At 46.6% G+C, this 13,405-nt stretch carries 6 protein-coding genes; 1 reads left to right on the top strand and 5 read right to left on the bottom strand.

All coding sequences use genetic code 11. The annotated features are described in order from the left end of the window. Positions 1-4,418: S8 family serine peptidase (locus A1OO_RS23430; protein WP_017002903.1), on the bottom strand; the 4,418-nt coding region annotated here is incomplete at its 3' end. Between the two features lie 1,005 nt (positions 4,419-5,423). Here A1OO_RS23430 and A1OO_RS09755 point away from each other — a divergent pair. Beyond that, positions 5,424-7,379: a RecQ family ATP-dependent DNA helicase gene (locus A1OO_RS09755; protein ID WP_017002902.1), complete on the top strand. Its 1,956-nt coding sequence runs from the start codon at positions 5,424-5,426 to the stop codon at positions 7,377-7,379. A gap of 56 nt (positions 7,380-7,435) precedes the next feature. Here the strand turns inward: A1OO_RS09755 and A1OO_RS09750 are convergent, their stop codons facing one another. The 4 genes from A1OO_RS09750 to A1OO_RS09735 all read right to left on the bottom strand — a co-directional run bounded on the left by A1OO_RS09750 (position 7,436) and on the right by A1OO_RS09735 (position 13,403). Next, entirely contained in the window at positions 7,436-10,363 is a 2,928-nt protein-coding gene (locus A1OO_RS09750) for a hybrid sensor histidine kinase/response regulator (protein WP_017002901.1), read from the bottom strand. After that, entirely contained in the window at positions 10,356-11,627 is a 1,272-nt protein-coding gene (locus A1OO_RS09745) for an acyl-homoserine-lactone synthase (protein WP_017002900.1), read from the bottom strand. Before A1OO_RS09745 ends, A1OO_RS09750 begins: the two co-directional genes overlap by 8 nt. 254 nt (positions 11,628-11,881) lie before the next feature. Next, positions 11,882-12,643 (bottom strand): 4'-phosphopantetheinyl transferase family protein, encoded by a 762-nt coding sequence (locus tag A1OO_RS09740; protein ID WP_026023796.1) that lies wholly within the window; start codon positions 12,641-12,643, stop codon positions 11,882-11,884. Then, positions 12,618-13,403, bottom strand: coding sequence for a thioesterase II family protein (locus A1OO_RS09735; RefSeq protein WP_017002898.1), 786 nt, complete (start codon positions 13,401-13,403; stop codon positions 12,618-12,620). The genes A1OO_RS09740 and A1OO_RS09735 overlap by 26 nt, the downstream gene beginning before the upstream one ends. Positions 13,404-13,405 lie beyond the last annotated feature (2 nt).

The following is a 13,405-nucleotide window of genomic DNA, read 5'->3' as shown; positions in this document are numbered from 1 at the left end:
TCGCTGTTGTCACCCACGCCGTCATTGTCGGAATCGGTGGTTTCAGTGGCGTCTTCAGGGAAGGCGTCACGGTTATCGCCGACGCCATCGCCGTCCGTGTCGGTGGTCTCCGACGCATCTTCAGGGAAGGCATCACTGTTATCGCCCACGCCATCGCCGTCTGTATCTGTTGTTTCAGAGCCATCTGTAGGGAAGGCATCGCCGTTGTCACCGACGCCATCACCGTCGGTGTCGGTGTCTTCGTTCGGATCGAACGGGAACGCATCGTAAATATCTAACGTGCCGTCGTTGTCATCGTCGTCATCGTTCGGGTTCGAGAGGCCGTCGCCGTCTGCATCTTCGGCGCGATCATCGACCCCGTTGTTGTTGACGTCGTGACCGCCGAGTTCGTCATTGCCATCGAGCATGCCATCGCCATTGGAATCAAACGCCGCAAAGTCACTGGCGGCCATGTCAAAGGCCGTGCCGTCGTTCTCTGCGTTTTGGCTTTCCAAGTCGAGGTAATCAGGAATGCCGTCACCGTCAGAATCGGGGGCGGGATCAACGCTGGCTTGCAGGTCAATGCTATCGACCTTGAGATCGCCATCGGTATCGGCCAAGCCAGCTTCAATCACATCTGGGATGGTGTCGTTATCCGAGTCGAGATCGACATCGTTAGTCACGCCATCGTTATCTGCATCGGCCGATAAGCCTGCGCCAGACAGGGGAGTGACCGCCAGTTCGCTCAGGCGGATCGCGCCGCTGTGGAAGCTGGAGTCGACGTAGAAGTCAGGGGTATCGCCGGAGTAGGTGACTTCGCGAAGCGCTGTGTCGTTACGCAAGTAGGTGACCGTGCCCGCATTGACTTGGATGGTCATTGTGTCTCCCACAGAGACACTGCCCGCGCCAAAGTTGGTGCGATACGCCCCATTTTCATAGATGTACAGTGTGGAGCCCACGAGGTAGAAGGCGTAATCAATGTCGGTATAGCTGGCGGCGCTTTCCACGCTGCCCAGGCCCATCATGTTGTTACTGCCCAGTGCATCGACTCGGAACGAGAAACGGTAGTTGTCGTTAAAGCCGTAGGTGGAGAAACGCGCTGAATTGGCTTGATAAGTCCAGCTGCCGCCGTTGGCACTGAGTACGCCATCCGAGAAGCTGGCGCCGTAAAGCGTCGGCCAGTCTGTGACATCAGCGTGAGTGCGTGATTCTAAATCGTCACTTAAGCCGTCGTTATCACGGTCAATGTCGCTGTTGTCACCCACGCCGTCATTGTCGGAATCGGTGGTCTCGGTGGCGTCTTCAGGGAAAGCGTCACTGTTATCGCCGACGCCATCGCCGTCGGTGTCGGTGGTCTCCGACGCATCCGTTGGGAACGCATCACTGTTATCGCCGACGCCATCGCCGTCTGTATCTGTTGTTTCAGAGCCATCTGTTGGGAAAGCATCGCCGTTGTCACCGACGCCGTCACCGTCGGTGTCAGTGTCTTCATTTGGATCGAACGGGAACGCATCATCCACGTCGAGCGTGCCGTCGTTGTCATCGTCGTCATCGTTCGGGTTCGAGAGGCCGTCGCCGTCTGCATCTTCGGCGCGATCATCGACCCCGTTGTTGTTGACGTCGTGACCGCCGAGTTCGTCATTGCCATCGAGCATGCCATCGCCATTGGAATCAAACGCCGCAAAGTCACTGGCGGCCATGTCAAAGGCCGTGCCGTCGTTCTCTGCGTTTTGGCTTTCCAAGTCGAGGTAATCAGGAATGCCGTCACCGTCAGAATCGGGGGCGGGATCAACGCTGGCTTGCAGGTCAATGCTATCGACCTTGAGATCGCCATCGCTGTCTGCCAGACCAGCTTCAATCACATCCGGGATGGTGTCGTTATCCGAGTCGAGATCGACATCGTTGGTCACGCCATCGTTATCTGCATCGGCCGACAAGCCTGCGCCCGAGAGCGGCGTCAATTCGATGTTACTAAGGCGGATCGCGCCGCTATAGAAACTGGAGTCAACGTAGAAGTCAGGGGTATCGCCGCTGTAGGTGACTTCGCGAAGCTCGGTGTTGTTTCGGAGGTATCGAATGGTGTTTGTATTGACTTCAATAGTCAGCGTGTCGCCTACGGAAACACTGCCCAGACTACCTCTGCTAGCACCGCTTTCGTAAACGCTCAGAGAGCCGCCCGTCAAGTAGAAAGCGTAATCGATATCGGTATAGCTGGCGGAGCTTTCGACACTGCCTAGCCCAATCATGTTGTAGGTGCCAAGTGCGTCAATGGTGAAGCTCAAGCGATAGTTGTCGCTAAATCCATATTGAGAGAAACTATCGGAATTGGCTTGCTGTCCCCAGCTTCCGCCGTTCGCCGTTAAGACGCCATCGGTAAAGACAGCACTACCCGTTAACGTCGGCCAATTGGTGACTAGCGCAGATGTGCGTGATTCTAAATCGTCACTTAAGCCATCGTTATCACGGTCTATATCACTGTTGTCACCGACACCATCGCCATCTGAGTCTACCCATTCATTCGGGTTATTGACGAATTGGTCGCTGTTATCACCCACGCCATCGCCGTCAGTGTCCGTGGTCTCTGTATTATCTAGCGGGAAGGCGTCGTCAATATCTAAAACGCCATCATTGTCATCGTCATCATCCTGAGTGTTACCTACACCATCACCGTCGGTGTCATATTGTTCGTTAGGATCAAGTGGACGCCAATCGTCTTCATCGTTGACGCCATCGCCGTCATCATCATTGTCGGCGTTATTGCCGATACCATCGCCGTCAGTATCTACTGTCTCCGTCGCGTCTTTAGGGAAGGCATCGTCTTCATCTAATACGCCATCGTTGTCATCATCGGGATCGACATCGTCGAGAATGCCATCACCATCTGTATCGACGATCACGGATTCCACTAGATTTTTCATGTCGATAATCCCGCCAGAAACGGTCAAGCCATTCCAAGCTGGAACACGGCGAGCAGTGTCCATGACTAATTGTTTTATTTCTCTGAAATTCATGGACGGGTCCATCGCCCAAGCAAGCGCAACCACACCAGTCACAACAGGCGTTGCTTGTGATGTGCCACTAAAGCCTGAATATCCTCCCGAGGAATTGGCCGTGATAAATTCGGTTGGTGCCGCAATATCAACACTGACTGCGCCATAGTTTGAATAGCTGATCCGGCCTTCGCTTTGATTGGATGCCGCGATACTTAAAATGTTGTCGTTGTCGTAAGAAGCAGGGTAGACGGGGCTGTTGTCGATATTGGAATTAAAGTTGTGTGATGCAATCACCATTAAGTGGTCATCACTCTCAATGTCCGTGATCACATCTTTGAAGGCTTGACTGTAGTCACCGCTGATACCCCAACTGTGGTTCGAAATCCGAGAACCTTTTGACGTCGCATAACGCAAAGATGCCATTGCATCTGATACGGCGGCGGCAAAACTCAGTGGGCCACCGGTATCCATTAATTGACACTTCCATGCACTGCCGACATACCCAATGCCGTTATTACCTTCTCCACAGATGGTTCCTGCCACGGGTGTGCCATGGGAGCCAAATACTGTGTTGGTGCGACCATTTATGTCATCGACAATGCCATTGTTATCGTCATCGACACCATTTCCTGCGATTTCGTCTGGGTTGACCCAAAAGTTTTCTCTTAGATCCTCGTGGCTGCGAAGTACACCTTGGTCATAAACAGCAATCGGCCCAATGGCGGTTGCATCGGTGGTGGTTTCCCATGCTTCATAGGCATTCAATTGATTGAGCCACCAAGCGGTGCCATTGCTAATACCACCATTGGATTCATTGGGAGCAAGTGCCCATTCAATCAAATAATCGGGCTCACCAAATGCGACATTAGGGTGCGCATTGACGGTTTCGAGCGCGAGCTCAAATGCCATCTCTGAAGGGATCTGATAGACATGAACGCGTGAATTTTTAGCCGCTGGGTCGAGTGATTGCTTATGGTTAAAACCAATATCAGATAGTGCGGTATTGCTATCAATGCCATCAACAATTCGCACGGTCAGTACGTTGGGAACATGCTTAGATTCAACCATGCGAGCAAAAGTAGGTAACTGGAGAGGATCTCTGCCTTTGTTGAAATGATAGCTTTCGAATTTGACCCAACCCGGTGTGCGAGGCTGGGCAAGGTGATACTCAACTTGCTTGCGCCAATAATCACTAAAAGGACGTTTTTCAAGTGATGCACTCAACCAAGGGCGCTCGGCATTCGGCTTGCCTTCAATACCATGACCGGCAAGGCTTTCTTCAAATGGAATGCTTATTGATGTGGGTGCACCCGATGTATTTGGGCTTGATTGAACCGCGCCGTCATCGTTGATTGCGATCAGCGGTGATAAGCCTTTAGCCGTATTGGCAGCCGATAGAGAGTGGCCTGATTGAAGTGCTCCCACAACAAAAAAAGCAGTTAACATGAAAACGCCAAGAGTAAGCAATCGCTTTCTTATCGATTTTCCTTTGTCTGTATGGTTAATACATTGCTTGGTATTTTGTTGTTTGTCTCTTGATGAATCTCTACGGGATGCGGCCACAGTAATAACCCTTTTGTTTATGTAATTATATGGTTTTGTCAGTCACTGCTGAGTGGTATTTAATGAATGTGCATATCAATTGAAAGTGAGAAGGATATTGTTCGCATACTAGTGACATTAGCTGTATTGCTACTCATGACTTGTAGCAGACATGGGATTACTTATATATTGAGGGATATCTAATTTAGTGAGTGGGTGTACATCTAAAGTATTAAAACTTATTTACTAGATAAGACTGCTCATTGGTTGTATCTTTCTGAATTGATGAGGGAAATAAGAGTCAGCGCAATGAGATGTGTCGTTTCACGCTGCGCACTTACGTTGTGGTGAACAAAGAAAAATGCACTTCGTTCATAACGTGTTGAAACAAGGTTTGTGATATTTGTGATTGATGATTTCGGTTATATCCATATCTAATTCCGACCTGTTCAATTGGTGGCGTATAGTGGCGAGGTTTAGGTGTGAAAATAATTATCAATGTGTTGGAGGTTTTTTGATTTAAAATTGACGGGTTTTTAGTTTATTTCAAATTTTCTATGGTTTTTTATTCAGCGTTTACTGTGCGGGTAAAGAGATTAAGGTGTTCTTCCATTTGAATCTTTTTTGCCGGAGCCATATCATATTTTGCTGCGTGTAAATCGAACTACTGCATTTGTCAGCTACGAATGATTCAGGGCTTCTGATGGCAAAATGCACTATTTTTCAATTAATACCTAGTAACACCCACGCCTTGCTGTTTTTGGACGGTCGTGTTGGCCAATATTGAGCAACCCCATACTTACTTAATTTCGCGGGATTTCCCGAGTTTCCTTTCTTTACACTCGTCGCCTGTCTAGCGGACGTGTAGACTTCAGCATCATTTGATTCTATTGATTTGCCGAGGCGGAAATGAGCACTGATACCACCTATTTACAGACGTTGAAACAGGTTTTCGGATTTGAAGGCTTACGAGGTGGTCAGCAGCAAGTGGTTGAGAGAGTGCTTTCGGGGCACTCCTCGGCGGCGATATTTCCTACTGGATCGGGTAAATCATTGTGTTATCAGCTCCCCGCGCTTCATCTTCCTCACTTAACACTCGTGATATCGCCTTTACTGGCATTGATGAAAGATCAGCTCGATTTTCTCAAAAGCAAAGGGATACCCGCCGCGTCTCTTGATTCTACGTTGACCTATGATGAGTCACGAGAAGTAATGAGAGCGGTAAAAGCGGGTGAGACGAAGATCTTGATGATTTCAGTCGAACGCCTTAAAAATGAACGATTCAGACAGTTCATTTCATCCGTTTCTTTGTCGCTTCTCGTGGTGGATGAGGCGCACTGTATATCGGAATGGGGGCATAATTTCCGCCCAGATTACCTGAAATTGCCCGTTTATTGTAAGCAACTCAATATCCCCCAAGTACTATTGCTGACGGCTACCGCAACACCCCAAGTCATTGCAGACATGGGAACCAAGTTCGGTATTGCTTCGCAAGACATTGTGGTAACCGGTTTCTATCGCAGCAATTTGGATCTCAACGTGGTTGCATGCCCTGAGCAGGATAAAGCGGCCACCTTACTTACCCAGCTAAAAAATGCATCACAAGCCCCGACCATTATTTACGTCACCTTACAAAACACGGCTGAAACGGTCGCAAGTTTTTTACGGAATGAAGGGCTGCCTGCTCATGCCTATCACGCGGGTATGCCAAATGATGAACGACAGAAAATTCAAAACCGTTTTATGCAAGGTGAGATCAACTGCATTGTCGCGACGATTGCTTTTGGTATGGGTGTTGATAAGTCAGATATTCGCGCCGTGATACATTACGATTTGCCTAAATCGATAGAAAACTACAGCCAGGAAATTGGTCGGGCAGGGCGCGATGGGCAAACGTCGACGTGCTCGGTGCTTGCCAACCGAGAATCGCTGAGCGTACTGGAAAACTTTGTTTATGGTGACACACCAGACCGCGTCGCTATTTATTCGGTGATTGAAGAGGTTGGCAAAACACCGTTAGGCAGCTCTTGGGAAGTGATGTTGAATCGCCTTTCACGTGACAGCAACATTCGACAGCTTCCTCTGAAAACCTTGCTGGTTTACCTCGAATTAGAAGGGGTGATTGAGCCTCAATACAGCTATTTTGCGGACTATCGATTTAAAACGTTATTAAGTGTTGAGCAAATCATCGGGCATTTTGATGGAGAGCGTAAGCAGTTTGTCGAAGCCGTGTTTGCAGCATCGCCAAAATCTCGCACTTGGCATACGGTTGATTTTGAGGCGCTTTGGCAGGGGTTTCATGCTGACCGCAACCGTGCAGTCACGGCGTTGGATTACTTTGCCGACAAGGGCTGGATTGAGCTGGAAAGCAAACAAATGACAGACGTTTTCCGTGTGTGTCGTCCTGAGGCATTGACGGGAACACCCGCTGCTGAGCTAAGCGATAAAATACACGATATGTTTCAGGCCAAGGAGCACAGTGAGATTCAGCGTGTTCATGCCATGCTCGAACTGTTTGAAACCACGACCTGCTTGAGTCATCGACTGGCAAGTTACTTTGCAGATGAGCATGCGCCGAAGCAATGCGGACATTGCTCTGTGTGCCGAGGCCAAATTGCGACGCTACCGAGTGCTTCAGCATTGTTGCCATTGGAGTTATCTGATCTCCAACGTGCAAGTCAGCCGTTACTCAATGCTGCGGAAGATGACGCTGTCACTTCTCACGCCATTGCGAGATACCTATGCGGCATCGCGACGCCACTGACAGGGCGGCTTCGTTTAGGTAAAACAGCAGGTTTTGGTAAGTTTGGTCAGTATCCGTTTGCCGACGTTAAAGCGATTTGTGAGCAGATCAAACCTGGGTAACCGTCGATTTGCTTATAAAATCTTGAGTAAAGCGAGTGTCATGAGCGCTGATACATTTAGTTCAGCGTCTTGGCTCTTTTATTACTTGATGTGTCTTGCACTAACCAGGTTGTCAGCATCTTGATCAATTGCTGTTTAGTGATTGGCTTAACGAGGTGATCGTGCATGGTCTCTTGAATCTCGATGATTGCTTCTTCACTGTACTCACCGGAAAGTGCCACGATTGGAATGTCATGTCGTAATCGTCGTATTTCCCTTGTGGCCTCAATACCACCCATTCCTGGCATGTGAATATCCATCACGATGAGATCAAAAGGCTCGTTGGTGATTTTTTGAATGGCTTCTTCGCCAGATGCCGCCTGAACAACTGTAACCCCTTCGGTGGTGAGGTAAGCTTGAACCAGCAAGCGGTTAACTTGCATATCGTCCACAACCAATACTCGCTTTCCCATCAAACTTCCCAATTTCACCAAGCTGCCTTCATCGATCAATGACGCGAGTGAACGATGGAATGCCGGGCTTTGGTTAATGCCGTCTAAATGCCCTTGAACCAAATTGGACGCATAGATACCTGTTGGGGGTTCAGAGTCTTCATTCTCTGGGGTGTGGTAGATCAAAATGGGGGTAACTTGGGCTTGGTAGCCGAGATCTCCTGCTCGGAGTGCCTTGACCAAGTCAATGTCTCGCTCGAGTAACATGCGATCCATCATGATGAAATCAACAGGTTGCTGACAAAGATTACTAAATCCAAGTTTGATATTTTGCGCGAGAATGACGTCTGCACCGAGTATTTCTAACGCTGCAGTGAGCCAAGCCTGTGATTGCATATTGCCAATAACAAGGCACGATTTACCCATCATATAATCGGTAAGTATTGCCACGGATTTATCATCATGGACTTGTTGGTCGATCGAAGGGAAAGAGAGAACAAACTCTGTGAATTTTCCGGCTAACGATCGGCAAGTAATGTCACCACCAAAAGATTGCATAACTCGCTTACAGTAAGAAAGCCCCAGCCCGTTACCCTGATCTTTGCCTTTGGTGTAGAGCTCATCAAAAATGTGTGCTTGGTGCTCAGTTGAAATACCGGGACCCGTATCAATGAGATGAATTTCGTTATAGTCGGTAGATTTTCGAAAATGAATATTCACACGGCTATTGGGGAAGGCATCAAAGTAATGAATCGCATTTTTTAGCAAGTTGAATAAGACAAAACTGTAAAGTGTGTCGCTGCCACGAAAAAGGAAATCATCGTGCGTATTGATATTAATCCTGTTTTTGTGGTTGTCGCTGTAAAAGCTGAAATCTCTTAGCGCCTGCTTCGTTAATTCAACGGCAGAGTAGTGTTCAAAGAGTTCTGTACTGATCCCATCTCCGCGCAGTTCATCGAGTATGGCGTCTATAAATCGTGTTCCGAGCTGAACGGCTTTTTTCCCTTCCGCCAGCTCTTGGTAGATTTTTTTCATATCTTGAGACGCAAAGGGGCTGAGAGAGGCGTTTTCCACACCAAACATATCGGCATCAATACGCTCGAAGTGGTACTTGATTTTGGTCAGTGGGTTACGAATTTCATGGGCAATGGAGCCAGCCAGAACCTGTGATTTACGAATTTTGTCTTCGGTGACGATAAAACGGTTTGCTTCGTCGAACAGGCGCTGTAAGCCCATGATTTCTTCGCTGGAAAACAGGTCGCTCTCGTTTTCTTTGGACACCATGTAGAGGTGAGTGACTTCACTTTTGTCATTGGTGATGGGCAATACGAGCGATGTACCCGCGCTAATCATTTCGCGAGCGACAGATCGAAGGTATTCCGGATCTTCTGGGCGGTCGTGCTTAAGTTGATATTCAAGTTCTTCCTTAACAAGAACAGAGCGGTCGCCTTCAAAACATGACAAATACACGTTCGTTTCCGCGTTGTTAGCGACTTTTTGTATACGACCTGATTTGGCATTCAACACATGATTGAGTTTCACCACTGCTTCGTCGGTCGAGTAGCGAAATTCGCCTATCAAGTTGCAGATACTTTCGACCGGGTTGCCTTTTTCTCTATATAGAAGTCGGTTAGCCCCTCGGCGAATCATTGCATGAGATTTATTCCAGAAAATACCGGTAACCAGCGTCCAAAGAGCAAACAGCAAAGATGTTTTCGAAGCGTCCTGAACGCTAATCACTACGATAGGGATGATATAAAGCGCTGCGTTAGCAATAAAACTGAAACTGATCAGTACCATATAGCGGCTGCTATAAAAGCGATTGTGAAGCAGTGCATAACCCACAAGAACGGCTTCAATGATTGATAGTGCAGGTGGTAACCATGCTTTGGAGAAATCATTGAGCAATATTGGGATCAAAAAATGCGCAAGGAAGGTTGAAAGAATAAATCCAACCATACCCATGACCATGTAAGTGGCCTTGACCTGTTTGAGTCGAATTGTACTTCTGCTGGATCGAATGAAATTGACCAGTGTGAGCACAACAAGAAGCAATAGGATGCCAAAAAAAGCGCCACTGGCTGGACCAAAGTGAATGACAAAATTGCCAATGCCAGAGACATCAACCGTTCTCACATTCATTCCTGGAATGACATTGGTGGCTAATGTAATGGCGCAGGCAATAACAAAGAGTATCCATTGCCAAGTACTCAGCTGAAATGCGTTACGCTCTGATACTAATCGACATGAAAATAGGAACGCGAAGGCAAAGGCAAGCCCAGAGAACAAATTGGCTAACAGCGCCATGATAGTGGCTGTTCCGCTTCCCAAAGCGACTAATAGATCTGATTGAAAGTAGGCGTTAGACAGTATCCATAACGAAATGAAAACAGTGTAAAGCGTATAGGGAAGGTAAATCGGTCGGGATACACCCGACCGATTTTTCGTTAATGCTCTGGCAAAGTGGACCGCCCAAAGCATAACGACAACAGCAATCGCGACGAGAAATATCGCAATGAAGTTGTTAGACATTATGTTGATAAGGTTAGGCATTTTCCGCCGTTCTCGCCTGTCTACGCATTTTTATAATTCTCTTGTTGTAGTCTCTGAAGCTACAGTGTTCAAAGGCTTGGCTCATTGGCCCTGTAAAAACGATTCCTTGATATGTTGTAAGGTCTGTTCCCTCGACCTTTTGCTGACATATAGAAACGTAAGGCAGTGTCCCTTTACTGTCGTTGTTAACCGACCCATAGAAAGCCAATATCGATGGCTGTTCAACAATGGTATAAGCCGCTTCCAAACCGATATCAGCCAATTTAACTGTCAGATATTTAAGGGTTAAATAGAGAATGTGATTCAATTTCTCTCGTGGACCCCCGATCGCCATTCGGATGATTTCACACACTGCTCGCTTTTGTGTGATGGTTTGCAATAGCGAATAATCAAACGCTGCAACAGAGCCAAGGTTTAATTTGTTTTTCAGTGGCTTATGGAATATCCCTGATCTCTCCAATGTTTGGATTTTCTCATTAGATGCGATCAGTGTCCAACTTTCTGTTTGGAAAAATGGATCGAATGTTAGCCAGTTATCTCGGTGTTGCCATCGTTGAATAAGTGCTGTTGAAAGGAGTAAGGGGGGGGAATTGTCATTCTCTTGATAAAGAATGAAATGCTCACCGTATGAAGAGACATCAAGGTAGTAAAGCATCTCGTACCAGTGTTGCTGTTTGACAAAAGTCTCTAAATTTATCAGTACGTTCGCCAATGATAGTTTCATTGGAACAGGAGAATAATTGGTCAGGAATAGGCGTTGATCATCTCGAATATCGGTAACCACTTCGTATCGATAGCGATCATTGTCTGGCGCTGTGTGCAATTTCCCCCTTGGCATAGAAGAGTGCTTTACGAGATGGTTTTCTGCTTCTGAAATAAGCTGGGATACTTTAAATGCTGCCCAACAACCTAGGATGTCGCCATAAAAAGCAAGGGCAATTCTCTCGATGGAGAGGAATATCTCGGGAAGGTTACGAAACGGTGTGACGCCAGTGATGGATCTCGCGGTGTCACATGTCAACGTCGTGAAAAGGTTTCCTCTCGGTTGAGTACTTGGAAGTGCTTTAGTGATTTCGTTTGAGCGATATGAAACGATTCTCTCGAAGAGATCGAATTGATTAGTAGAAAACATATAGTCATTAACCAGTTCCAAAAAAGCATGATTATTTTGCTCGGAAGGCGAAAGCGTTGCCATCTTCTCAAGTTGGCATTGAACTGATAGTTTTGAAGTTGCGGGGGTTTGTGTCGCCATAGTGTCGTACATACTGAAATCCTCGACATTGATTGTTGAAGTCCAGATAAGTGTACGATCTATGTATGGCGACTATTTATCGTTGTTGGCTTGTGACGCTATTTTGAGAAAAGCGGTTTGGTAGGTCAGGGAACTCAATAGTCGCCCTGACAGAAATATGGTTTTTTCGCGAAGAAAACTTGTGGCGAAGGTTATTTGTGTGGGGGTGAATCAATTTCACGCCTTCGCGGTATTATTTAAAGGAGCCGTTTTTGTAGACAGTGACTTTAGCTTAGAACAAGCGTAGTCACCTCTTCTCGTTCGACAATAAATTCACATTTAAAGACACTTTGGCTTTGTATTTTATCGGCAATATCATTTCTCAATTTCAGTTCCAAGGAATTATTTTTTATCGAAATTATTGAAGAGGAATCAAAGCCCAATATTTGATTGGCATAGGGGTAAATGGCTTTAAAAAGACTCTCTTTTGCCGAGAATATAAGTGTAACTTTCTGGTTGATTGACAACCCTGAATTTCTTAATAGAGAAAATTCATGATTGCTGGCAATTAGGTGCTTCAACTCATTCGCTACTTTGTTGCTCACTGTATTTTCGACATCGATACCGACATATTTGATATGTTCGTTAGTTGTTACCACGCATATTGCCGTATTCTGGCTATGCGAAATTGAACCCGAAAACCCTATAGGGAATATTGGTTTCCTGTCTTCATCTCGGCCTACATGCAATGACTTAGATCCAATACGTTCTAGGGCCCATTTTGAAACAACTCGCCCAGCCAAGTATTCGGCTTTTCTCTTAGTTACGGCTTGCTGAATGTCATTTGGTACTGATATGTCATAGTGCTCTTTAAGTTGGTTGGACATCTGACTGATATCAAATTGGCACCGACAAAGTAGCACGCTTGGAAAAGCATGCTCTTTGGAAGTTTCAACGTCTGATATAAAACGATTGCTATCTGTTTCCAGGTGCCCACTGGGTGAAAACCTGAGACGCATTTTTTCAATATGTGGCTTGCTGAGTAACACTTTTTTCACTTACTAGAAGGTGGAGCAACGAACTAATCGCATCAGTGACTTGGGATGCACATGTGTCGATAAAAAAATGCCCGCCATGAAAGTGCATACTCTTAAACTCTGTGGATGTCAGCTCTGCCCAAGCCACAAGTTGTTTTTCGCTGACTTGTTCATCATCTGTTCCTGCAAGGGCTGTAATGTCACAAGGAAGCGGAGATTGTGATGCTTGATAATTATCGGAAATGGAAAAGTCAGCTTTAAGCATTGGTAGAAGTAGTTCCATAAGCTCTTTATTCATCATCACTTCTTTCGGCGTTCCATTCATTGCAGCGATTTTGTCCAAAAAGAGCTTATCTGGCAAATCGCATATCCTCTCACTTGTCTTTACCGTGTGAGGGGCTCTGCTTCCTGATGCAATGAAATGAATAGGTGATGGATAGTGCTGTTCAATTAACTCTACGGCCAATTGGTAAGCCACTCTGCTACCTAAGCTATGTCCAAGTAAAACATAGGGTAGAGATGTTATGTCTTTTGAGAATTTCAATAACTCTGTGGTCATTTCATGCATATTGTTAATTGCGGGTTCTAAAAGTCGAGAGGCTCGACCTGGAGGCTGTACAATAACTAGCTCCACGAATGTCGGTAATACTTGTGTCCATGCTTGAAATGTTGCCGCGTTGCCTCCCGCATATGGAAAACAGAATAGCCTCATCTTGGCCTGGGCATTAGGGGCAGGTATCACAAACCAATCACTATTTTTCATTTTGTTCATTG

Origin of the sequence: Enterovibrio norvegicus FF-33 (assembly GCF_000286835.2) — a bacterium.
Classification (GTDB): Bacteria; Pseudomonadota; Gammaproteobacteria; order Enterobacterales; family Vibrionaceae; genus Enterovibrio; species Enterovibrio norvegicus_A.
The sequence above is the reverse complement of the archived record's forward strand: the minus strand, read 5'-3'. Positions and strand labels throughout refer to the sequence as shown.